Origin of the sequence: Novosphingobium sp. P6W (assembly GCF_000876675.2) — a bacterium.
Taxonomy (GTDB): domain Bacteria; phylum Pseudomonadota; class Alphaproteobacteria; order Sphingomonadales; family Sphingomonadaceae; genus Novosphingobium.
This window is the reverse complement of sequence record NZ_CP030355.1, coordinates 68300-91696: the sequence shown is the minus strand read 5'-3', so window position 1 is coordinate 91696 and position 23397 is coordinate 68300. Positions and strand designations below refer to the sequence as shown.

Annotated in this window: 19 protein-coding genes, 3 pseudogenes and 1 other annotated feature; of the genes and pseudogenes, 9 read left to right on the top strand and 13 right to left on the bottom strand. The window is 56.3% G+C overall.

The features are described 5' to 3' along the window. The first annotated feature begins 1 nt into the window (after position 1). The 3 genes from TQ38_RS29365 to kdsA are packed head-to-tail and all read left to right on the top strand — an operon-like array spanning position 2 to position 3194. Positions 2 to 1138 carry a hypothetical protein gene (locus TQ38_RS29365; RefSeq protein WP_043980745.1) on the top strand — a complete coding sequence of 379 codons (1137 nt, stop codon included), beginning with the start codon at positions 2 to 4 and terminating at the stop codon, positions 1136 to 1138. After that, complete coding sequence (locus tag TQ38_RS29360; protein ID WP_043980743.1) at positions 1135 to 2298, top strand: hypothetical protein; 1164 nt, start codon at positions 1135 to 1137, stop codon at positions 2296 to 2298. The genes TQ38_RS29365 and TQ38_RS29360 overlap by 4 nt, the downstream gene beginning before the upstream one ends. A gap of 56 nt (positions 2299 to 2354) precedes the next feature. Next, complete coding sequence (kdsA, locus tag TQ38_RS29355) at positions 2355 to 3194, top strand: 3-deoxy-8-phosphooctulonate synthase (protein ID WP_043980741.1); 840 nt, start codon at positions 2355 to 2357, stop codon at positions 3192 to 3194. Between the two features lie 61 nt (positions 3195 to 3255). Here the strand turns inward: kdsA and TQ38_RS29350 are convergent, their stop codons facing one another. From TQ38_RS29350 to TQ38_RS29335, 4 genes and pseudogenes are all read right to left on the bottom strand, one after another. Next, positions 3256 to 4743 (bottom strand): GSCFA domain-containing protein, encoded by a 1488-nt coding sequence (locus tag TQ38_RS29350; RefSeq protein ID WP_052506032.1) that lies wholly within the window; start codon positions 4741 to 4743, stop codon positions 3256 to 3258. Between the two features lie 153 nt (positions 4744 to 4896). Then, positions 4897 to 5535, bottom strand: a pseudogene (locus tag TQ38_RS29345) (ABC transporter ATP-binding protein); the annotation flags it as partial. After that, positions 5532 to 6389 carry an ABC transporter permease gene (locus TQ38_RS29340; protein WP_240198253.1) on the bottom strand — a complete coding sequence of 286 codons (858 nt, stop codon included), beginning with the start codon at positions 6387 to 6389 and terminating at the stop codon, positions 5532 to 5534. The gene TQ38_RS29340 and the pseudogene TQ38_RS29345, both read right to left, overlap by 4 nt. Beyond that, positions 6361 to 7428, bottom strand: coding sequence for a hypothetical protein (locus TQ38_RS29335; RefSeq protein ID WP_240198252.1), 1068 nt, complete (start codon positions 7426 to 7428; stop codon positions 6361 to 6363). Before TQ38_RS29335 ends, TQ38_RS29340 begins: the two co-directional genes overlap by 29 nt. Positions 7429 to 7704: 276 nt before the next feature. Between TQ38_RS29335 and TQ38_RS29330 the strand changes: the two genes are divergently transcribed. Next, on the top strand, positions 7705 to 8898 hold the full coding sequence (locus tag TQ38_RS29330) for a polysaccharide biosynthesis/export family protein (RefSeq protein WP_043980737.1): 1194 nt from the start codon (positions 7705 to 7707) through the stop codon (positions 8896 to 8898). Between the two features lie 16 nt (positions 8899 to 8914). Here the strand turns inward: TQ38_RS29330 and TQ38_RS29325 are convergent, their stop codons facing one another. Continuing rightward, positions 8915 to 10402, bottom strand: a complete 1488-nt coding sequence (locus tag TQ38_RS29325) for a right-handed parallel beta-helix repeat-containing protein (RefSeq protein ID WP_043980735.1) — start codon at positions 10400 to 10402, stop codon at positions 8915 to 8917. Positions 10403 to 10673: 271 nt separating this feature from the next. Here TQ38_RS29325 and TQ38_RS30765 point away from each other — a divergent pair, with 271 nt between their 5' ends. The 3 genes from TQ38_RS30765 to TQ38_RS29315 all read left to right on the top strand — a co-directional run bounded on the left by TQ38_RS30765 (position 10674) and on the right by TQ38_RS29315 (position 12395). Further along, positions 10674 to 10829 carry a hypothetical protein gene (locus TQ38_RS30765; RefSeq protein WP_205316217.1) on the top strand — a complete coding sequence of 52 codons (156 nt, stop codon included), beginning with the start codon at positions 10674 to 10676 and terminating at the stop codon, positions 10827 to 10829. 1042 nt (positions 10830 to 11871) lie between these two features. Further along, entirely contained in the window at positions 11872 to 12090 is a 219-nt protein-coding gene (locus TQ38_RS31630; protein ID WP_370059869.1) for an Rmf/CrpP family protein, read from the top strand. 29 nt (positions 12091 to 12119) lie between these two features. Then, entirely contained in the window at positions 12120 to 12395 is a 276-nt protein-coding gene (locus TQ38_RS29315) for a hypothetical protein (protein ID WP_162792491.1), read from the top strand. A gap of 309 nt (positions 12396 to 12704) precedes the next feature. Here TQ38_RS29315 and TQ38_RS29310 read toward each other — a convergent pair. The 3 genes and pseudogenes from TQ38_RS29310 to TQ38_RS30425 all read right to left on the bottom strand — a co-directional run bounded on the left by TQ38_RS29310 (position 12705) and on the right by TQ38_RS30425 (position 15291). Further along, positions 12705 to 13933 (bottom strand): IS3 family transposase gene (locus tag TQ38_RS29310; RefSeq protein WP_113942139.1). Its coding sequence is split into 2 segments (ribosomal slippage): positions 12705 to 13645 and positions 13645 to 13933, totalling 1230 coding nucleotides; the frame shifts between segments, so codons are not numbered across the junction. Continuing rightward, positions 13536 to 13652 (bottom strand) — a sequence feature (AL1L pseudoknot). Its footprint overlaps the gene before it by 117 nt. Before the next feature lie 49 nt (positions 13934 to 13982). Next, positions 13983 to 15119, bottom strand: a pseudogene (locus tag TQ38_RS29305) (recombinase family protein); the annotation flags it as partial. Continuing rightward, on the bottom strand, positions 15106 to 15291 hold the full coding sequence (locus tag TQ38_RS30425; RefSeq protein WP_162792473.1) for a hypothetical protein: 186 nt from the start codon (positions 15289 to 15291) through the stop codon (positions 15106 to 15108). The pseudogene TQ38_RS29305 and the gene TQ38_RS30425, both read right to left, overlap by 14 nt. Positions 15292 to 15606: 315 nt before the next feature. On the opposite strand from TQ38_RS30425, the pseudogene TQ38_RS29295 reads away from it, so the two are divergent. Continuing rightward, a pseudogene (locus TQ38_RS29295) lies at positions 15607 to 15837 on the top strand (transposase domain-containing protein); the annotation flags it as partial. Positions 15838 to 15841: 4 nt separating this feature from the next. Here the strand turns inward: TQ38_RS29295 and TQ38_RS29290 are convergent. After that, the gene (locus TQ38_RS29290; RefSeq protein ID WP_043979572.1) at positions 15842 to 16111 is read right to left on the bottom strand and encodes a DUF6429 family protein; all 270 of its coding nucleotides are present in this window, start codon (positions 16109 to 16111) and stop codon (positions 15842 to 15844) included. A 78-nt stretch (positions 16112 to 16189) separates the two neighbouring features. Here TQ38_RS29290 and TQ38_RS29285 point away from each other — a divergent pair, with 78 nt between their 5' ends. Further along, positions 16190 to 17164 carry an IS4 family transposase gene (locus TQ38_RS29285; protein WP_162792490.1) on the top strand — a complete coding sequence of 325 codons (975 nt, stop codon included), beginning with the start codon at positions 16190 to 16192 and terminating at the stop codon, positions 17162 to 17164. Positions 17165 to 18013: 849 nt separating this feature from the next. Here TQ38_RS29285 and TQ38_RS30420 read toward each other — a convergent pair. The 4 genes from TQ38_RS30420 to TQ38_RS29260 form a co-directional block, all read right to left on the bottom strand. Next, a complete protein-coding gene (locus TQ38_RS30420) occupies positions 18014 to 19294 on the bottom strand; it encodes a hypothetical protein (RefSeq protein WP_162792489.1) in 1281 nt (426 codons plus the stop codon). 141 nt (positions 19295 to 19435) lie between these two features. Next, entirely contained in the window at positions 19436 to 20365 is a 930-nt protein-coding gene (locus TQ38_RS29275; protein WP_043979539.1) for a glycosyltransferase family 2 protein, read from the bottom strand. A 590-nt stretch (positions 20366 to 20955) separates the two neighbouring features. Beyond that, positions 20956 to 22050 (bottom strand): UDP-N-acetylmuramate dehydrogenase, encoded by a 1095-nt coding sequence (locus TQ38_RS29265; RefSeq protein WP_082057944.1) that lies wholly within the window; start codon positions 22048 to 22050, stop codon positions 20956 to 20958. After that, entirely contained in the window at positions 22047 to 23234 is a 1188-nt protein-coding gene (locus TQ38_RS29260) for a polysaccharide pyruvyl transferase family protein (RefSeq protein ID WP_082057943.1), read from the bottom strand. The genes TQ38_RS29265 and TQ38_RS29260 overlap by 4 nt, the downstream gene beginning before the upstream one ends. Positions 23235 to 23397: the final 163 nt, after the last annotated feature.

The following is a 23397-nucleotide window of genomic DNA, read 5'->3' as shown; positions in this document are numbered from 1 at the left end:
CATGTCCGATATCGTCCACGCCCTGTGCCCGCAGATGCCGGTCCACGTTTTCAATGATCCCGCGACAGACCTCAGGCTGGATGCCTTGCCCGCGCTGCTCAAGGCCAAGCGCGAGCGAGCGCTTCGCGATCGCAGGATCAGCCTGGGTTGGTTCGGGATTGGCGACAATCCGTTTTTTTCAGTGGGACTTGAGGACGTCAATGCTTTCGGAGCGCAATTTGCGCCGCTTACGGCGCGGGGCTGGACAATCGAATGCACCGTTCTAACCAATGCCAGGGCGCTTGATGCGAACCGTCTGGCCGCGCTTGGGCGCCTACCCTTCCCTGTTCGGGTCGAACTGTGGAGCGAAGAGCGCGAGACCGAACTGCTACTGGACAGCCTGTGCTGTTTCTTGCCGGTCAACGCGCAGCCTTTCAGCATCGCTAAGTCGCTCAACCGTGCGGTCAGCGCCCTGACTTGCGGTTCTCAGGTGGTATGGGCCGGATACCCGCTGTATGGTAGGTTGGATGAACTGATCTACGCCGATCCGGTCTCCCTGATCGATGATCTCGAACGGGAGCATCTGCGATTGAGCCCCGAGCGCCTGCCCCTCTATTCCACGCTGATGGACAAACTGGCCTCGCTGGATGTCGAAGTCGAGCGCTTGCTGACGTTTGTGGCCGGCATCAGCCAACCCGGGGCAGTTGCGCCGGGCAGCATCGTAAGGGCGCTGGTCCATGGCCACCAGACCAACGGCGATGCGCACAAGGCGGCGCGCAAGGCGCGTATGCTTTCTGTCGCTACGCCTTTCGCGCCGTCGACGTTGACTTACGACGTGATTTTCACCGGCCGTGTCGCAGGTGGAGATCTGCAGATGCTGGTGGCAGAGCCAGTATGCGAAAGGATGCGGCCCGAAGCCGCCGATAAGATGCGCCTCTTCGGCACAATTCAAAAAGTGCGTTATTTCGCGATCGACTGGCCCGAGAACCGGGTCATGGCACTGCAAGACTGGTCGACCGCCGCGCTGCCGGAGGTGCTTGCCGCCTACAGGGGGATATTCCCTGCCGTCCATCACCGGCTTGAAAAGGTATTCGGACCTGTCGAGATGATGATATCGGAATCTTCCAGGCTCCCATTCGATCCGGGGGCCCAAGCATGAATACGCAGCCTCAGGCGGTATTCCTGATCAACCTGGTGCAGGACGTGAATATCTTGCGCCCCCTCATCGTCATGGCCGATCGCGACTTCGGGTTCGACGTGCGGCTGATGGTGTCGAGCCTGTTCGAAGGACGTGATAGCTCGGGCATCTGGCAGCGTGAACTGAAGGAAATCGCGCAGCAAAGCAGCGCGCGCATTGATGTGTTCAAGTCGGAGTTCGAGGCACTGGCGCTGCTCGACGGGCATGGTCTGCTGTTTGCGGGGAGCGAATCGCACTTGCGGGGGCATGCCCCATGCCACGACGTGTTTCGCGTGGCGCCAGCATCCTACCTGCGCGTTACGCTGCAACACGGCTTCGAATGCGTCGGCTTCCGCCACAGTGAAGCGCACAAGCTTGCGCATGGGCCCACCGCCTCGTTCGCCGCTGACATTGTCTGCGCCTGGTTCCGGGCGGAGCATGTCGATGCCCTCAGCCCGTCGCAGCGCGGCAAGCTAATAGTGACGGGACCTAGCGCGGTCCTTCAGCAATTTCGCGATCCCTTGCCCGGTGGTGGCAAGCGGCCAGGTCTGATCTGCGAAAACCTGCATTCAGTGCGCTTGAGCGCAATGGGGGACATGAAGGCCGAATTCGTCGATGTGTTTTCTGCATTTTGCGCCGCAGTCGACGATGGGACCCAGCCTGCAGTGTGTTTGAGGCCGCATCCCGGCGGCCAGTACATGCTGCGCAACAAAGTCCCTTTGCCTGCCAACGTCGAGGTGGAGAACGCCCCGATGTACCGGCTCGATATGCGCCGGTTCTCCTACGGCATCTCCGCCCCCTCCTCCGTGCTGCTCGATATGGTTCTGGCCGGAATTCCCACCGCCGTATGGCGCGATCGGGCCGGCCGTATGGACACCGACAACTATGCCGACCTCCCCGGCGTTTCTACTGTGGAAGAATGGATAGCGTTCGCACGTCAGGCGCAGGACGATCCCGGATCGTTCGCAGAGGCCCGTGAGGCGTTCCTCGCCAGGTTCGGCCTGCTGACCGACCCTGGTGAAGTCCATCGCCGCTATGCGGGGCTGTTTGCTATGGCCCTGCGCAATGCCCCCCAGCTTGCCATGGCACGTGATTTGGGCGGCGTGGTCGCGGTTGTTCCAGCCTCCGCCCTTCCTACCTGAATTTTTCGCCCTTGTTTCCTGGCCCGAACTTCCGGCTGCCCTGAAAGGATGCCCCTGTGAATACCGTTACGATTACCCCCGACGTCCGGCTTTCCAACGACCTGCCGTTCGTCCTCATCGGCGGCATGAACGCCATTGAGGACCACGGCCTCTTGCTCGAAGTCGCCGGCGAATTCATTGCGGTGACAAAGGCGCTGGGCATTCCCTACGTATTTAAGGCTTCGTTCGATAAGGCCAACCGGTCTTCGGTCCACAGCTTCCGTGGGCCCGGCATGGAAAGCGGCCTTAAGAGCCTGGCAGCAGTGAAGTCCCGCTACGACGTGCCGATCATCACTGATGTCCATGAACCCTTCCAGGCGGCGCCGGTGGCGGAAGTGGCAGACATCATTCAGTTGCCCGCCTTTCTCGCACGCCAGACCGACCTAGTCGCCGCGATGGCCGCGACAGGGAGCGCGATCAACATCAAAAAGCCTCAGTTCCTCGCCCCGCACGAAATGCAGCATATCATTCGAAAGTTTGCCGAATGTGGCAACGACCGGGTGATGCTGTGTGAAAGGGGCAGCAGCTTTGGCTACAACAACCTTGTTGTGGACATGCTCGGCATAGATCAGATGCGGGCATATGCGCCGGTTATTTTCGATACTACCCATGCGCTGCAGCGGCCGGGCGGGCGCACCGACAGCGCCGATGGTCGCCGCGAACAGGTGACGGCACTGGCCCGCTCAGGTATGGCGCTGGGCCTTGCTGGGCTATTCATCGAGGCGCATCCGGATCCATCCAATGCGCTGTGCGACGGCCCAAGTGCTCTGCCCCTGGACCTGCTGCGCCCGTTCCTTGAGCAAATGGTTGCGGTCGACAAACTGGTAAAGTCGTTCCCGGTTCTCCAGACGGGCTGATCGCACTACACCAATCGACAAGGAAACGGCGCCCGGAGTGATCCAGGGCGCCGTTTCTTATTCAGGCTTCCAGAAGCTTTCTGGCCCCGTCGAGGTCAGGCATGAAGCGCAGAGCTTCGCGCGCCGATGCACGCGCCTGTTCCTTTTCGCCGCTACGGTCGAGCAGGATTGCCAGTCGCTGGTGATAGATGCCGTTTTCGGGCTGCAGTTCCACGGCGCGCGCCGCGAATTCCAAAGCAGCTTCAGGCTTCTTGTCCCGCTCCATGATCTTGGAGGCCATGGCTGCGGCTGCGCCGTTTTCCGGATCCTTGGACAGCCATTCCTCGCAAACGCGGCGCGCCTCCTTGAGGCGATTTCCGCCTAGCAACGCCCGTAGAAGCCCCTTGTAGCAATCGCGCATCTCCGCGCGTCGGATGCTATCTCCAGCCCGGTACAGCAACGCCGAGAAATGGCTTGCGGCAGTAGCGTAATCGTCGGCGTCCAGCGCCGCATGAGCCGCTGCGAGGATCGAGGTTGTCGTGAAAGGATCGCGCGAGGGATCCTGCGCCACCGCGGCGGTGACCGGCTGCTCTTCCTTGACAGCTTCGTCAGGCAGATATGTGCGGATCGCACGGCGCATGATCTCACCGACGACCTCAGGGTTCACGTGGATGTTATCCACTCGATACGCGATCTTGCGGTCAGTCAGCGTCACGATTTCGTAGCTGGGGAAATAATCCACGTTGTCGTGGCGCAGCACGGCTGCTTCGGCAGCGGCACGCTGCACGGACTTGCTGTAGGTATTGGCAGCAAGCGCGTCGCGGCCGGTCATGGTCGCCTTGAATGGTACAGGCGAGACAGTCAGCAGCACTTTGTGTTCGGGATGACCATACTTGCGCACAAGCGCCAGGAGCCGCTCCACGCCATCGGTGATGTCCTGGTAACTCAACACGTCCAGTCGGAACCGGTCGGGCTCGGCATTGAGCGCTGCTTGCGGCGGCATTACGTTGAGATAAGCGTCGATCTTGGTGTCATACCAGGCTTCGGCCAGACCCAAGGTCACAACGACGACCCTGCATTCCGGAAGCCGGCGCATGATCGAATAGACTTTCTCGCGCCGCTCGGTCGCGTATTCCATCGTCACCGGCGACATGTTGGCGACCAGATGAGGATCATGCCACAGGCCTTCCCCCGCCGTCACGAAGAGGTCTTCGGGGCGCACGGCCGGCGGTTCGAAGGCCCATTCAATCTCGTTGGCCATGGAATGAACGGTGTACTTGTTGAGAATTTCGTTGGCGGTGCCGCCGCCGCGCTCCTCGGCGGTAAGCTGCAAGGCCATGGCAGGCAGTTCGAAGCCTTTTGCCGCCAGTGCTTTCTCGATTTCACGAGCGAAACATGACCCGATGGTCATGATCTTGTCTTCCATCGAGAACTGGAAGCTGGGCATGCCTGCGATTTCGGCGATTTGTTCCAGCCTATGCCCGCTACGGCGACCGCCGGGCCACAGGCTTAGCGGGTTGGCGCGCATGTTGCGGCCTGCTTCGCGCGATGAGAAAGATTGAATGGGCATGGCTAACTCCTGAATCTGGCCTTGCGGGCAACCTTACGTCGATATCGGAAGAGCAGCTTCCCGCTCCATCATCGCAAGGCGCGCTTTCTTCTTTGCCTTTTCGGCTTCGTGCTGCCGCTTCACTTCCATCTTGGCTTCACGCTTAATCAGGCGCTTATACGCCATTCTGGCAGTGTCGGCATCCTCGTATTCCTCCAGTCTGCCATCTTCCAGAATGACGAACCGGTTGCAGTGCTGCTTGAGATAACGGCTGCTGTGGGAAATGATGATCATAGCCCGGTCTTTACGCCGTTGAAAAAGCTCCAGTTCGCACTTTTCTCGGAAACGCTCATCGCCCACGGCCATGACCTCATCGATCAGATAGCAATCGAAATCCACCACCATGGAAATAGCGAACGCCAGCTTGGCTCTCATGCCCGAGGAATAGACGCCGACCGGCTCGTTAATGTAGGGGCCCAGTTCGGAGAAGCGCTCCACGAATTCGAGCCGCGGCCGGAAATCGACGCCGTAAACCCGGCATATGAAGCGCAGGTTGTCTTTGCCAGACAGACGCTGATGGAAGCCGCCTGAAAATGCGATCGGCCACGATATCGACATGTCTCGCACGATCCGGCCGGAAGTAGGTCTTTCAGCGCCGCTGATCAGCCGCACCAGCGTCGACTTACCGGCGCCGTTGCGGCCAAGAATGCCCACATGCTCGCCCTTCTCGACGGTCAGGTTGACGTCGCGGAAAATCTCGCGAGGGCCTTGCGCGGTGTGGTAGACCTTGCTGACGTTCTCGAGCCGGATCATGCTATGATCGTCTCATTCAAAGCCACGCGGCGAACCTGAGTAAGACCAAACAGCATCAGCACCATCGTCGCCGTGCACATGTACTCAAGATCATAATGTGCCTTGAATTGCGAACCGAAGAAGCCTTCGCGCAGGTATTCCAGGCCGCTTGTCATGGGCAGCCACAGCAGCCAATAGCGAACCGTGGGGGGGAAGGTATCCAGCAGGAAGCTGGTGCCTGACAGGATGAAAAGCAGGATCGCGATGGGTGACCACAGCTTCTGCACGGCAGGATAACGTTCTGACAACGGCCCGAGCGTCAACGCGAGCGCCATGCCGAACCATGCCAGCAGACCCCAACCGCCGATGACTTGTAGCACGTTCTCGGGCGGCTCCAGCCAACCGCCCATCCACATCAACAGACCCAGCACCATGAAACTTGTCGTCACGCCGGCGAATTCGAGAATGATACGGGCCAAGTAAATGTCCAGCATTGTCACCTGGCGGTGATAGAGCAGCGACTGGTTGGAACTCAGGGCGCCGATACAGCGCGAGGGCGTGTTGCGCCACATCAGCATCGATGTGTACCCGGTAAGGGTAAACGCCGCGATCGGGATCTGCGAGCGGTGCAGGTCGTGGGTAGCCGTCCAGATCGCGGTAATCACGATCACGAACATGGCAGGTTCGACGAACAGCCATAAAAAGCCGATGTTGCGTCGGCCGAAGCGCGTTATGATCTCGCGCAGGAGCAGGGCCCAGACAATCCGTGCCTGAGCCTTCAGCCCCTTTAGCGGTAGAACGCGTTCTGCGCGATCGCCGGCCGGACCGCCATTGGTTGGCTGATCGCTAGTTGGCATGTTCCCTAACGCCGGCAATGAGCATGTTGGCGATACCCCACGCGATCAGGCTCAGCGCAAAGACCGCGAGGATACCCGCAAGCCGACGTGGCTCAATGGCTTCATCTGGCAGGTTGGGCTGGACGATCCGCTCGACGTAGACTTGCTGGCGGCGAGCTTCGTTAAGCGCCTCCTGCAATGAGGTCATGGCCGCGGTGAGCCGCTTTCCGCTTATCTCGTTGTCGATCTGGAGGCGCTGGTATTCGGCGGCATTAACCGCAAGCGAGGTGCTGCTACCAGCGACCTTCCCCTGTTCCCGGTCAATAGCCTGCTTCAGTTGTCCGATGCGGCCTGCGAGTTGCGGCACCTGCGGATTGTCCGGGGCAAGCGCGCGCAACTGCTGTAACTGCAGCTCCGACGCGATCAGCTCGTCCTGCAGCTTTGAGACCATTTCAAGGCCGATTTGTGCCTGCTTTTCGGGATCAACGGTCCCCGTCCGGTTGCGGAAAGCAGCCAGCTTCACTGCCGACTGACGGGCTTCGCCGGCCGCTTCGTTGGCCTCTCGCCGAGCAAATTCGATCAGATCTTTGCGTCCGCGCCGGTTGAGCCGGTTGATCAGCTCTTCGGACTGAGAGAGCAGAACTTCGTTGATCTTCTGCGCGTCCCGGGCCGAGTAGGCCCGCACGGTAAGCGTCAAGACACTGGAAACGCTGTCATTTTTGACCGTGACGCGCTTCCCGAAATACTTGTACATATCCTCAAAGGAATCGCTGAAGCCGAAGCTGTTCAGGCGATCGAACATGGAGATGTTGTCGTTTTCATAGGCTTTGCGGATCAGCCCCTGCCTGTCAGCATTCTTCACCGCGTCCCGTGAACCCACATATTCGGTAACCGCATAGACTTCGTCGCTGGCGTTGGTGAAACCCGCTGTCTTGAGCATTGCACCAAAAGGCGACTGCGCGGGCTTGTCCGGCGAGCGCACGACGATGCGCGATTCAGACACATACACGTCGCTGGCCAGCAAACCGTAATACAGCAGCGCAATAGCTGTCGGCAGGATGACCATGATGGCGAACAATATTGTCGAGGCCCCGTAGCGTCGGGCCAGGCTAAACCTCATTGTCGACAAATTCTCCGTCTTGGGCAAAGGATGGCCCATGCGGGAGCACGTTGGGTTTTGCAAGTGCTTCATGACCAGCGCCGCCAAGCGTGGGGCGACCTGTTCACCTCGGCACTAGCCGGCATTGCCGCCTTGGGGCGAGCGGTTCACCGCGCATCTCCTTGAATTGTCCCTTCCCGCGCAATAGAACACGGCGCTGAGGCGCAACGGCCTGTTTTTCGGATATTGATTTACATGAGTCTCAAGCGTTCCGGACGCAAGGCGCTGGTTCCTGCCCTCATTTTGGCCCTTGCGGGTTGCTCCTCGTTCGGTGCCTCGGGGCCCAGCGCGCGGTCGTTCAAAAAAGTACAGGACACCGCCATCGCAGGAGACAAGATCCGCGTCGTCGAACTGGATGGCCGGACCGCCGGGTACCTGAGCAGGTCGAGCGTAGACAGTTTCGCCAGCGTGTTGGGGGACGTCCCGCAACAGGATTTTCGCGTCGGCCCGGGCGATTCCCTTTCGATCTCCATCTTCGAAGCACCACCCGCACTGCTGTTCGGTCCGTCCGCTGCGGTGGCCGCCGGTGCGGCGGCGCGGGGCGGCTCCATTGCTCCTCCCAGCACGACGACGTCGCTGCCTCCCGTAGTTATCGACCAGTCAGGGCAGATCACCTTGCCGTTCGTAGGTACTGTGCAGGCTGCGGGCCAAACCCTTTCCCAACTGCAGACAACGATACGTGCACGGCTGAAGGGCAAGGCGAACGACCCCCAGGTCTTGGTCAGCCAAGCCAGCAACGTCAGCCGCACCGTGACTTTGCTGGGCGAGACTGGCGCCAATATTCGCGCTCCGCTGAGCCCGCACGGAGAACGCATTCTCGACATCTTGGCATCAGGCGATACGCTCAAGCAGTCGGTCGACAAGACCACTATTCAGATCGCGCGCGGTGACCGCGTCGTGGCGATGCCGTTGAGCGCTGTCATTGCCAATCCCGCTCAGAACATTCGCCTGCAGCCCGGCGACGTAGTGACCGCGCTGTTCCAGCCTTACAGTTTCACCGCGCTGGGTTCAGTCAAGCAAGCCTCCGAGGTCCAGTTCGAAGCCTCTGGTATCACCCTGGCCCAGGCCCTCGCGCGCGTCGGCGGACTTGACGCGCAAAAGGCCGACGTTCGAGGTGTCTTCGTCTTCCGTTTCGAGGCGCCCGCTGCGTTAGGTCTGGACAATGCCGCTGTGGCGCAGGACCTGCGCGACAAACGCGGCCGGATCCCGGTAATCTACAAGTTGGACATGAGCAGGCCCGAAAGCCTGTTCCTCGCCCAGCAGTTCGCCGTGCACGACCGCGACGTCATTTACGTGTCGCAGGCGCCGCTTCTCGACCTGCAGAACTTCAGCGGCATCGTCTCGCAGTTCGTCTTCACCTTCATAAACATCGGAGACAATCTGCGGTAAGCGCGCAGTTGCCGCCTCAGTCGCTGGTCGCATAACGCGCGGCGCAACCCGAGATGCGTAAGTCCGCTATCTCGGGCCGCACGCCCGCGCGGTCTTGGACACCGGCGGTGCAGGACCCGCCCCCGGACACCGCGATGTCGGAGAGGCGAAGGTTCCTGGGGACACCTTCACCGCTCCGGTCGATCAGAATACCCACCTTGGTTGCGGGCCATTCGGCGAGCGGCACACGCCGCCGGTCCGCCATGTCGATGCGCAGGCCCTCCAGTACGATCCCGTCAATCGGACCGTAAAGTACCACCCCGGCCAGCCCGGCACCTGAAATCCTGGTATCGCGTACGCGCACGTCGGTTAGGCGGTGGCCCAGCTTGATCCCGAAGGCGAAGCTGTCGGTAATGCTTGCCCCGGTGATCCGCAGGTTGCTGGCTCCCGCGCCAATACCTGTCCCGGCGATGTCGATCCCTTCCCAGGTATTGCGGACCAGCGTGTCGCCTTCGATCGACACGTCGCGCGAATCCTGGCTGATGTTGATGCCGTCCGCCTGCCAGGGCACATCCCCTTCCGCAAACCGCGCCTGGCATCCATCGATCCTGGTGTCGCGCAAAGTGACCTGACGCGAGCCCGCGATCATCAAGCCCACGAGTTGTTCCTGCACCCGCGTGCCGCCGAAGCCGAACCCCTTGCCGCCCTTGAGCGAAGGTCGCAGTTCGCGCACCATGGGCCGGTTCCAGCCCTCTTGCTGGACCCGTGCAAGCGACAGCGGGGTATCACCGTCGTACGGCGCCCAGACGAGATCGTGAATGTAGAGGCCGCGCACCATCACGTTGCGCGAATGAGCGATCATCAACCCGTAACCTTTGCCTGCTCCGGTGATCGTCACTGTGTCTAGCAGGACCTCGGTAGCGTTTTCGATCCAGATGCCGGCAGCATCGGCGCGCGAACCGGAACGCGGGTCATCACCCCTGTTGATCGTGACGTCCTGGAGATGGACCCGCAAGGCAGCGCCGCTGCGGGCGGGACGGATGAACAGCGTGCGCGTCTGCGTATAGGTGCGCAAGGCTTCGGTATCGCGACTGGCTATCGGCGCATCGTGGCAATCGATCACCGCTTCAGGATCGACCGTCATGGCGCAGGCGCCGGCGATGAAGGCACGCGTCGTCGATCGTGCAGGCGCCTGCACGATGCGAACATGCTTCAGGCACAAGTCGGATCCTGCCCGCAGCGACCCGCTGACGAGGAACGTGCGGCCTTCTCCATCAAGACATTGCCCGGCCGCAGTGTCGAACGCTTTTTGCAGGGCTGCGGTATCATCGGTGCGGCCATCGCCAATCGCGCCGAACGCGCGCAACAGACGCTGTCCCGTAACCGCAACGCTCCTTGCGCCGTCACCGGCAGGACCATGGCCGCCGTCGAGCAGGACATAGCCACTGGCTAGTATGGAACTGCCCGCAAGAGCCGCGATCCCGAAGATCGCCAATGCGCGCCAGGTCCGTACAGAGAAATTCATGTCGCGCCATCTGTCCCTTGGAGGGTCATGCCGGAGGCGACCCGAAAACACAGCGAGCAAATGCGCTGTGCCCTTCTGTCTGTCCCTTATTTGCCCAAAAGCCAAATGCTTCGAAGGTTGGGTGTCGCACGGGGCGACCGGAGTGACGTACCTTCAGTCTGTCATAAATAACATTATCTATGGAGTGCGTTTACGCCTTACCGGTTTGTCGCAGACTATTGAATGGTCTATTTTTGGCTTTTGGCGCAAACCAGATGACAGGAGCTGTGAGGTGCGGATTTCGGTATCCGATGCGATGGCACAGCTGACGGACTTGGTCCGCCGGGCCGAAGCGGTTCGCTCCGCCGCCGCAGGTGAGGCGCTTCCCGGCGCGAACGCCGCGGCCAGCCAGGACTTCCTCTACGGCGAGGAAGGCATACCCGGATGATCGCCGTTGATCCCTCTGCTATCATCGCCATCCTTTTGAACGAACCGCAAAGCGATGCTCTCGAACGCCAGGTCGCCGTCGTGATCTCGGCGGCGACCTGGCGGAAACGCTGATCGTAGCGGGGCGCCGCAATATCGGCGCCAAAGCCGCCCGCCTGTTGGACGGGCTGGGCGTGGAGGTGGTCCCGGTGCCCCCCGCCGCCGCGTGCCGCGTGGCCGGGGCCTACGAGGCGTGGGGCAAGAGCAGACACCCTGCCGGGCTCAATTTCGGTGACTGCTTCGCTGATGACGCGGTGAGGGAAAACGGATGCCAGCTCTTGTCCGTCGGCGAAGGCTTCAGCCGGACGACGTAGCGGGCGGTCTGTAGGCATGGGCTGGATACCCCGCCCGGGGCAGCACGGAACCGTTAATTCGTGCTTTCGAGTAGGAATCGTTTTGTAGGCACATCTGGGGTCTGGAGCGCCGTCGGCCTCAGCAATCGCATAAATTTAATTCTACTCGAAAGCACGAATGCGTTGGGCAATTCATCCTCGATAGCACGAATGGCACTGTCTTTCGCCTACGCACGTTTGCTGCGAAATTGGTAAACCTGTGCGACCGGCTGACCGGCCCAGCGATTTCAGGCCCCGATTTTGGGGAGTAAAGGACGTCCGTGACCTCATTAAAAAAGCTCGGGTATTCTGATGAGATGAATAACAAGGGCCTCGAAACACTCGGCGGAACAACAATCCCAGTTCGTCGTCCTCACTTTATCGTCAATCCACTTTCAAAACATGCGCGCTTCGCGCCACGGATTTTTTGCCGTGCTGCCGGCCCTGAGTTGGAGGGACGAATGGGGCCGCATACCATGGGACCGGCGCACTTGGCGTCACCGCACGCTTTGGTCGCTGACGACCATCAACCTCGTCAGGCGGCAGCTGATAGGTGGGTCAGCCTTCCAGGCAGCGCGGCGACGGCTCTGACGAGGAGGGCGGCGGGAGGCTGGCCCAATTGCAGAGCAGACCCTTTGCTCAAACGAATGAAGTGGATTTTTGAACCGTACTGTGCTGCATAGCAGCAATCTTATTCACCAAATCGTGGGGGCATGTTTGGGTGACTTACTGGAAGCGCGTCATTCGGGTTTCAACGCCGCTAGAAGAGGGCAACCTACCAGCAGCAATCCCTATAAAGCTGCTCGCAAACGCATTGCATGGATCGGAGGCTACAGCGAGGCGCGGGCTCGCACCACCGATCTAATCTCCGCTGTGCCCAGCCCGCGATGATCCTCAATCTAGCGATTACGGAACCACAGATGGCTACGTTCGACGCCTTACGGCAAATCGATGAAGCGGAGGTCGATCGGGCCCTTCATTCTCTGGGTAGAACTCTGCCGATCGGTGACGAACAAAGCTTGGCACTCATATTGTGCAGACTGCTTGGAGGGCCGGTTTCGCAGGAAGACGTTGTTGAGGCTCTCGATGGCTCCAGCATCAGCCTTCCGCTATCCAACTGTAAACATCTGATCGCGGTATACCACCGCATCATAGACCTGCGCTTCGGTGGCCCACAAGACACCGGCAGGCAGTGAAATCCCGCGCTGGCTCCGACGCATTGCATAGCATGGCGGAGAGTTGTCTGTTCACCTGGAGCGACGTCGATCCACGAGAATACTGGGGTCACTCAATCCGCCGCTGATTTGGTTTCTATCTATAAACCGAACGCGCGGCGCCGGGCGTTTTGCCGGATCGTCTTCGAGATCGCTCGGAACCGCCGCACCTTTTCGATGTTGGCAACGCGCCTGGGGACGAACGACTTCGTCTTTCGAACCGGAAATCGGCTGAAATCGGCGAATTGAAACTGAACCGCCCCGGGACTGCCGGAGGCCATTTTAGTTAAATTAAGCTGCCACTGGGATATCGTCCAGCATATCGTAATATCGTTGCTCGGCTTCGACCGGCGGGATGTTCCCGATGGGCTCCAAGAGCCGCCGGTTGTTAAACCAATCGACCCATTCCAGCGTGGCGTATTCGACGGCCTCGAACGACCGCCAAGGCCCTCTGCGGTGGATTACCTCAGCTTTGTAGAGGCCGTTGATTGTCTCGGCTAAAGCGTTGTCGTAGCTGTCACCGACGCTGCCGACCGACGGTTCGATGCCCGCTTCAGCGAGGCGCTCGGTGTACTTAATAGATACGTATTGCGATCCGCGGTCGCTATGGTGAATGAGCCCGCCTCGGTGAACGGGGCGACGTTCATGGATAGCCTGCTCCAGCGCATCGAGAACGAAGCTGGCATGTGCGGACCGGCTGACCCGCCATCCAACGATGTAGCGGGCGTAGACGTCGATTACGAAGGCGACGTAGACGAAGCCTGCCCAAGTTGCGACATAAGTAAAGTCGGAAACCCAGAGCATGTTCGGCGCCGGGGCGTGGAACTGGCGATTGACCTGGTCGAGAGGGCACGATGCCGCCTTGTCGCTGATCGTGGTCCGCACCGGTTTGCCTCGGATCACCCCCTGCAGGCCCAGATCGCGCATGAGCCGCTCCACTGTGCAGCGCGCCACCTCGAAACCTTCGCGCTTCATCTGCCGCCAAACCTTGCGTACGCCATACACCCCGAAGTTCTCGGCGAAGACGCGCAGGACTTCAGGTTTGAGAGCTTTGTCGCGTTTGACGCGGGCAGTTTGCCGCACCGGATCCCGGCGCTGGGCGACACGCTCATGATAGGTTGATGGGGCGATCGGCAGGACCCGGCAGATCGGCTCGACCCCATAAGCATCCCGATGTTCGTCGATAAAATCGATCATCGTTTGAACGGGCGGTCGAGCTCCGCCTGGGCAAAATATGCCGACGCCTTGCGAAGGATCTCATTCGCCTGCCGCAGTTCGCGAACCTCGCGCTCCAAAGCTTTTAGCTTCTCGGCAGTTTCCGTCGGCACGCCGCCTCGCTTACCGCTGTCCACCTCGGCCTTCTTTACCCATTCGAGCAAAGTATGGCCGGAGCAGCCGATCTTCTCGGCCACCGATGTGACTGCCGCCCAGCGGGAAGGATGATCACCCTCGTGATCCAAAACCATCCGGATCGCTCGCTCACGAACCTCAGGCGCAAACTTGTTTGTAGTCTTGCTCATCGTAGACCCTTTCTCTCAGGAGATCGGGCCTCCGGCAATCCCGGGGCGGTTCAATCCGAGACGCGCCAAAAGTCATGCATCGGGGTTTGGCCAGCATTTGGTTGATACTTTTGCATTGATAATAGGGATGGCTTGGCCGCCCTCTATAGGAAACAGACAACCGCCTTCCACATCGGCCACAGGTGAGCAGACCAGCAAGCAAAGCCTGGCCGCCACGACCCGATTTGATGCCGCCCTTCTTTGCAAAGGTATTGACGGCAATAAGGCTCTGGTTCCTCTCAAACTCGCCCCAATCAATGTAGCCTTCATGATGATCCTGGAGCAGCACTTCCCACGTTCCAAAAGGCTTGCCGTGGCCGTAGCTTTTGCGAGCCCTGCCATCGACAATCTCTGTCCGCTTCTCACTTTTGCCATAGGCGTATGCCCCAGCGTAGAACGGGTTCTTCAGGATCGAAATGACGCTCCGATAGCGAAGCGGCACCCAATCGAAGGACACTCTTTTGCGCCCGTCAGAAGGACGGGGGAAATGGAAATTGTCCGCGGTGAGCGAAATCAGCACCTGGCGGGCGCTACCAAGCTCGCGGAAGCGCGAAAAGATAAGGCGGATCGCCTCCTGCACCCGGAGATCAGGATCAAGCCCCAGACCATAATCACGGTGCCAGATATAGCCGATCGGAACACTGAGGCGCAGTTCCCCCCGTCGTGCTTTGGCGCGCGCTGCGTCGAGCATGCGCGTTCGCAAAATGCCGAGCTCAAACTCGCTGATGCTGCCCTTCATGCCCAACAACAAGCGATCATTCGGTCGACAAGGATCGTAAACGCCATCGAGATCGATCACGCGCGCTTCCACCAGGCCGCACAGTTCCAGGAGGTGATGCCAGTCTCGACCATTACGGGAAAGGCGCGATGCGTCCAGGCACAGCACTGCGCCGACCATACCTGTGCACAGGCCGCTCACCAGTCGTTCGAAACCAGGGCGGTCGACAGCGGCACTGGCGGTACGGCCGAGGTCATCGTCGATCACTTCGACATCACGGAATCCCCAGCGGCGCGCAACATCGACAAGTTCATATTGACGCCGCTGGCTCTCCAGGTTGTTCTGGACCTGGCCCGGGGTGGACTGCCGAACGTAGACGACAGCTTTGCGATTAAGCACCGTGGCCGGAATGAGATTATTGCCCGTCATCGCTCGGCTCCTTCTCCACGGCGCCGGCCGCCGCCATCAGGAGGGTCGCCAACCTGGCGACGACCGTGCTTCGTTCCGCGTCGGTCAGGCCCCGAATCTGTGGCATATCGAGCGGCATGCTCAACTGACGGGTCAGCATCGGTAACGTCGAGGGTGGTGGTAATGCCTTCATAGGGCGCCTCCTGGATGGCGGTGAGTCCATCCGACGAAGTCTGCCTGAAACCGCGATCGGTAAGCAGTCTATGAAGCTCCACGAGGCCAGTCACCGCAACCCGCGGTTCGCCCATTGCCATATCAGCGCAAAACGCCCGATCCAGCATCCACTCCGAAACCTGAATGATCTCGCCCGGCCTGATCTCTACCCGGACAATCGCACCACTGGCCCGATCCTCGCGGCCTTCATACCGAAAACGGTCGCCGTAATATGGATGCCAACGATAATGAAACTCTACCATCTGCCCGACATGGGCAGAATGAACATGTGACGGCTCGAGGAAGGAAAGCCTGGCTGTTCGTGGGCTCAGACCGTGGCGGCCAGCGTGCGGCGATGATGTTCAGCCTGTTCGGCACGGCTCGGCTCAACGACGTCGATCCGCTCGCCTGGTTCACCGACGTCCTCGCCCGGATCGCCGACATCCCACAAAACCGCCTTCACGAACTCCTCCCTTGGCATTGGAAGGCCGCTCAGCAGCAGGCCGCCGAGGAACTCGCCGCCTGAACTATTAGACCGAGGGCTTGCGGCTTGCGCAGAACAGTCCCTGAAATAGCTGCTCGCAGCGCTCACGGCCGGTTGAGGTCAACACTACCGACTTCGCCTTGCCCACGGGATTGTGGATCAATCCTTGCTCGTACAAGCGTCCCAGTGCGCCCCAGTCAAAGGACTTCCAGGCTCGACAGGTCCCTGACATCCGATCCAGGTCGTGCAGCGTCAAAAACATCAGAGCCAGGACCGCCTCATCAATCCGGTCGGTGTCTATATCCTGCTCTTCCATAGGCAGCTCCTCGCGACGCTGCCGATAATCTCACATCTTGACCCTCAGCTCCACTGCGTCTGCTATCGGATGCGTACGGTGAGCCTGGACGGCAGCACATTCGATGTTGCCGACGAGACGGTCAACGAAGCGGCCTTTGGGCGCCCTGGCGCGAGCCGGGGCAGCAGCGCCTTTCCGCAGATCCGGTTTGTCGCGCTGGTGGAGAATGGCACCCATATCGTGTTCGCCTCGAAGATGGCGGATTATGCCACCCACGAGATCACTCTGGCCAAGACCGTGGTTGCCGCGCTGGACAAAGACATGCTGTGCTTGGCGGATCGCGCGTTCTTCGGGTTCGCGCTGTGGACACAAGCCCAAGAGAATGGCGCAGATCTGCTATGGCGTATCAGGAAGAACCTGCGGCTGTCGCCTGATAAGCGCTTGGCCGATGGTTCATATCTAAGTCGCATCTATGCCTCACAGTGGGACTTTCGGCACAAAACCAATGGCGTAGTGGTGCGCATCATCGATTACGCGCTCGACGGCGTTGCCGATGCCGAACCGGTCTACCGTCTGGCCACCACCATCCTCGATCCCGAGCAGGCGCCAGCGCAGGAGCTGGCCGCACTTTACCAGGAGCGATGGGAAATCGAGACGGCTTTTGGTGAGCTCAAAACCCATTTGCGCGGCGCCCAGATCGTTTTGCGCTCCAAGACCCCCGATCTCGTCCGCCAGGAGTTCTACGGCTTGCTCATGGCGCATTTTGCAATCCGCAGCCTGATCCACGAGGCGGCCCTCAAGGTCGATGAAGACCCGGACCGACTCTCATTCATCACGCCGTTCGCGTCATACGGCGAAAGATCCAGGCTCCGGCCACTTTTTCCCCCTCGGCGACGTCAGGCAGCGCATGACGCCATGCTGGCCGAAATCCTCGACGAACGCCTTCCGCCGCGTCGCGGACGGCGCAATCCACGCGGCGTCAAACGAAAGATGAGCTCCTTCCCGCTCCGTCGACGAGGCGATCCCTCGCCCACCGCAGTCAACCTCGCCATGGCAATCCGTATTATTAAGTGAACAGTATTGGGGCTAGGTGTTCCTGCAACCAAGAAGCTCGCTCAGGCGGGTCTGCAAAAAGCCTCTCCGGGCCGCCGAATCAACCGATGCTTGCCAACAGTCCGTCAATCCAGTGCCGTTCATAACAGAAGATTTTTACTATAAACATCCAAATATTTTCTGCCAAATCAGCTTCAGTCTAATCACTAGTCCCTTTAGAGCGCCGAAAGAAACTAATATCTTCAGCCAAGATTTTAACGGAAACTGCGGGAACCCCGCTATAAAGACGAAAACCCTCCGCATAATGTTTTTGAAGGACCGAACCTGCACCAAGTATACAATAACTTGGCAGTGAGGCCCCCTTAAGAACTACGCAAGCCGTCCCCACCATACAGTAATCGCCAATTTTTACCGGCGCGCATGACTGATTAGATGTCCGTATATCTATCCCGTGGGTAAGTATTTGACCACGATTTCCCGCTAAGAGAGAGAATTTTCCAATTATCACTCGGTCCGTGCAGTCAATTAAATTCCTATTAACTATGCTCGCGTGCTCTCCGACATGTAGTAGCGGGTAACGTGCTGGAAAATCTCTGAAATATCGCGAAGGTCCCAGTGGAAACCCCGAAATCCAATTTAATTTTCCTATTCTCGAGTGCCGATCAAGCCGAATTTCCTCCAGACCACTCGCAAAAGTGAGGTCACCAATCCTACTATATTCAGCCATTATGAGCTTGCGAGACAAGATAATTGATTTCCCAACTCTAGCGGTCGGATGGATATCGTAACCCATGCATTTAACCAAAAACCATCTTCGCATAGACCATGGCAAAAGCATAATTGCAATTTGAATGGCTATTTTTAAAAATCTCATTGAGATTTATTCCTGAAGTAGAGTGTAAATATTATCACGCCAATCGCAGCTGACACCAAATCTGCAACTAATACACCAATCAAATTAAAGGGCTTAATCAAAATGTAACTAACAAAAAGCCCAGCTGCAGTCGATACTACGGATCGAAAAAACAGCGATCGGTACAAACCCAAGGCCGATACGCCCTGCTGTAAGGCAAGTACTATCGAGCTACTTACAATAGTTATTGAAAATGCTGCGCTGTAAAAAGGCAGCCCAGCTGGAAGTGTATTATGCACTTGTGATAACACTAGGCCGCCTGAGAATACAATACCTGCGACAATACCTGAGAGCCATGTTCCGAGGCGCTGGGCATTCATAATTGTGGCGATAGGATTATTGGAGTCACTAGACAGCCTAGCAACAAGAGCAGGAAACTCGACCCGCCTAATAAAACCAATCAGCTGAGTTGCTGCCGCTATTATTTGCTTGACGTATACCAAGATGGCTGTGGGGACCGGCCCCAGCCACGCGCTGCATAATAATAGTTGGCCACGAAAATAAAATTGGCCAGGCAAGGTGCTCCCCAATAAAGCAAATCCATCATGGGCTGCAACTGAGATGCCTACGCGAGTTGGGCGTCTAAACTGCACAGTCCAGCCTGACGCATGCAGAGCGACTACCTGCACGCAAACTGTAAGGATGTATCCTGCACTGAACGCTGCGCCTAGAACCGCGCCAGCCATAGGCAATGAGACGTGTTGCGTTAAAAGAAGGGCAGACGCAGAAGCAATATAAGCAATCGATCCGGAAATACCACTAATTCCGCTAAGCTTAAGTCCATCCAATAGACCAGCGCCATTAAATGACCACACAACGAACGCCGGTGCCGCAAAAATAGCATAATTCCGCGAAAATTCGTCCATGCTATAGATAAGTGCGTAAAAAATAATTGAGATAATAACCATTATAGATAACGCGAACCGAAATGCGGTTACTTCCCAGAACTTTTGCCACAAGCCTTGTCGGCATAACTCATTTGACTTATTTTGCCCAAATACGCTCGCAGAATGTCTAGCAAGCGTAACAAGTGACCCAGCTTCTACCAAAATGATACCAAACATGGCGAAGGAGAAATGAGTGCCAAATAGCGACAATAAATGCAGACTATCGTGAGTCATGAGCCAAGTTTGCGCTAAGAAAATAGAGCCTTGACCAAACCCATATCCACAGATGAGCATTGTAATATTAAAAATTCGAGCTCTGTAAGCTGAATTAGCGTACATTCGTTTGAGCATAAAATTACAATCCATTAGGAGCGTATCGATAATTTAGCCGCCATACATCTATGGTGTCTTTATTATCATATATATAATAATAAATTTCTATAATGTAATTATGAACGCATTAGATATAATACAGGTTACTCGGCATCCCCGTTAAATATCTGCGCCCAGCGAATATCCGGTCAATCTTTCGAGCGCGCGTATTCGTTCATGTCGAGACGAATAGGTACGCAAAACCAAGTTGTACTCAAATACTTTTGCGCCGACCAAAAATCTATACCAAAATCCCTGAAGAAAGTGATATATGATTCCCGGCCCCCCGTCTAAAAATCCTAACTGCAAAACGTATCTATATAAGAAATAAAATAAAGACGAAATTGGAAAAGGAACGAAGTTGTAAATTCTTTCCTTAACAAACCGCTTTAATGTAGCTTGAAATGACGAACCTTTAGCGGTCAAAGAAGGTTGAGCAGTAAACAGATTATAACGTTGATTGAGAATTTCGATCGCTTCCCGAGTAGCATATTTATTATGTTTTTCAGTGAAATATCCTAAATCGTTTAAATTATGATCTAGGAATCCTCCATTTAACGTAACAGTGTACCCATCGGAAACGACAACATGTTCATCCATCCAGCGATCTTCGACACGTCCATGGCCGCGTCGCCATAAACGAAGCATCAGAAGTGGATAGCGACCTCCGTGCCGGATCCAACGGTCAAGGAAAATATGTTTCCGCTTTAGATTTATTCCAACAACTTCGTGCGAAAGAAAGGGAAGCCTTTTAGTAATTTCTTCGGCTAAATCCGACTCAATGATTTCGTCGGCATCCAGACGCAAAATCCAGTCAGACTGGAGGTTAGAACAATCTAGTGCCCAATTGAATTGGCGCGCTTGGTTATCAAACCTCCGCTGCAAAACACGTGCGCCAAATGCCTTCGCAATTTCGACGGTTCGATCGGTAGAAAAAGAGTCGACGACCAATATTTCATTCGAAAACGACGAAACTGACCGCATTGCTCGTTCGAGATGTTTTTCCTCATTATAAGTGAGGATAATGACAGCGATATTATTATCGCTCATCAGCGTTGTCCTTGCTCTTTAAAACACGGTGGCCAATTTCTCGCGCCGGACTTCCTCCAACAATCTTCCAAGCGGCAACGTTCCGCGTGACGACGCCACGAGCAGCGACAACCGCACCTTCTTCTATTTCAACGCCAGGCCCGACAAAGACCTCCGCACATATCCAAGCATGCTGGCCTATCCTGATGGGCGAGGAAATCAATGGCCGGCTTAGTTGGCTAATATCGTGAGATGCAGTGCAGAGAAAGCTACGCTGGCTGACTGTAGAGTAGTCGCCGAGTTGCACCAAACTTTGCGTATAGCAGTCCACACCATCAGCCAAGCATGCATAGACTCCCATCGAAAGATTCCACGGGGCCCAGACAAAGCAGGAAGGTGCAATACGAGATCCATGCCCAATTTTCGCACCAAAAAGGCGTAACAATGAACGTCGCCAGCCATTAAAAGCAAAACGTGGAGTAGGCCTAAATAACGTTAGGTAGACTAAGATCCAAATAAATCTGCGAATCCGGAGACTGCGCGACATATTATCTATGTAAACGCGTTTTCCGTTTGAGGCTGATGTTAAAAGAGAAACCATTTGCGTATTCTCAAAATGGTTCGACAATTTCGTTTTCAATCGGAATCTCACCTTGAGATAATGCTTCCAAGTCTTTAATGAACTTGATCATAGCCTCCGTACCCTGCCCTCGGTTAACAAGGCAGTTTAACGTTTTATCCGAATATGGCTGGACTGCATAATCCAACGCGGGAAAACGAGATACTGCCAGTGCGTTCAACCAGCGCCGATTAATTGGAGATTCTCTATGGAAGATTTTAGTTTTATATCTGAAAAGAAAGTATAATGCCGACATTATTCGATAATAACGGTCACGTCTTGCAAGAACGCGATAAGGCGAACCAGAAAAAATACTTCCGAGGTTAGGGTACATGAAGTCTTGATATTTATGTCTCTTTGAATGGAAAACTTCCATTTTCGAGAATATTTTTCCAGAATTGCCCGCCTTTCCTTTGAAGTAGAGCGTAGTCACGATGCTACCGGCACGCCCTTTGCGCAAAATTGATGTTCGATGGTCGAGCTCGAACTGCGCCGTCGATAGAGTTTCAACCTTGCCATCAGGATGGACAATTTCTGCGCCTGTCAGCACATCCTTTAACTCGTAACCGTAAGCACCGGCATTCATGAAAAGGCCACCGCCGACCGTGCCCGGAATGCCTTCTAGGCCTTCGAATCCAGACACACCGTTATAAAGCGCTTGCCTAGAGAGCTCAGGCATCATCACCCCGCTCTGGGCAGTGAAAACTTGCGTTTCCGCATCATAATTAATTGTCGTCATTCTCATGACACTAATTAAAAATGTATAATAATTATCGTCCTTGAAAAGAAGGTTGGATGTATTTCCGATGACTTTATATGGCAACGAAAACTCGGATAACAGCCTGAATATATTTATGATATCAATTGTGTTTTTTGGGTAGGCTATTACTTTAGCGATACCGCCGGTTCTGAGATAGGTTTCAGATGCTAATCTAACATCGGTATTAACTGAGATCTCTAGGGAGCGCAGCCGCCGAACAACCTCAGCTATTGAATGCATCATTCGCTCTGCCATAGCGGAAGGGGAAGATCCCCCGTCATCATCTAATGATTTCACCAAATTATTTAATTCTGCAGGCGACGTCATATATTTGCCCCTGGTGATAGGTGGTCCAGCTTGCTTAATTCTAGGGTTAGATAGTTTCGACCAATAGATTGAAGTTTTTGCAAATTCGCCACTGCCTTCGTCCAGTCGATTGGTTCCACAAATTTTTGCTTTGCCGCAGTTAAATCGCCGTTTTCAACGAACCTATCGCTCAATCCCAGTTCACCAAGTAAATTTAACGCACGTTCATTTAAACTTGCTCGTGCGCCAGGAAGTCCGACCACTAGAAACGGTCGTTGCAACAGGATGCTGAACACTGTGCCATGGAACGAATTAGTCACCACAAAGCCGGCATTTGCTACCATGCCGACCCACTCACTGGGAGATGGATGGACGGTTTTACCGATTTCGGGCCAGCGGCGATGCACATTGAAGGGTGAGATAATCTCTCTTTCAAGCTGTGCTCCAATCCAATTCGCCACATCGCGAATGCCTTTTCCGCTGCGCAACGCGTAACAAAATACGTGCCCGCCTAGCCCATTAGCAGAGGAAACAAGGGGATCAAAGTTTCCGAGTAATAGGGTCGGATCAGGGACGCACGATACATCTCGCCCGAGCAATCCTTGGACGATTGTTGCGCCGCTCCGTTCGCGACATGAAATGCCATCTAACGCGGATAGCATCCGCTTCAGTTCATTCGGATTGTCAAGTTCAATCGTCGCGCGCCCGAAACTTGGAGCGTAGGATATCCTTCGAGTTTCGGTTGGGACAGCGAAATCCGCAAAATACACGCGATCAAGGCCGTGTTGCGCTGACGCGGACCAAATCTGATCGCTCCCTACGATGATTAGGTCATATGGATGTTCCATAGAGGCCAAATGGGCTTCGACGGCCTCTCGTGTGGGGAGAACGCGTCCAGACAGATGCAATTCATTGGTACGAAATAGTTGGAAAGCTCGCTCCTGCCTCTTGTCACCGAACAAGCGTTGGCGAAGCGTTGAGGCTTTAAGATAGGCAATTTTTGCGTTTGCTTTGAAGGCCCGCGGGTCCCACAAGCCTTTGAAATTGCCTCCGCTTTCAACGTGGCTTGGATGGTAATTGATGAATTCAACTGAATGGCCCAATTCGGTCAACCATTGGCGCAAACCATAAGCTTGGAGCAGTGCTCCGAAGTTATCGCTGAAGTGAAACGTTAGGATTCCTATCCGTAATTTTTTCATCAGCATGACCCTGCGCTGGCGGATGACAAAACTGCATATTTATTTAATTTGTATGCAGTAAATTGGATTTGACGCATCGCTAAAAAAACAATTTCGCGGGTTGTTAAAAATCCGCCTTTGCTTGTTTCACTGAGAGGGAGCAAGGCTCCGAAAAATATGAATTTTCGCT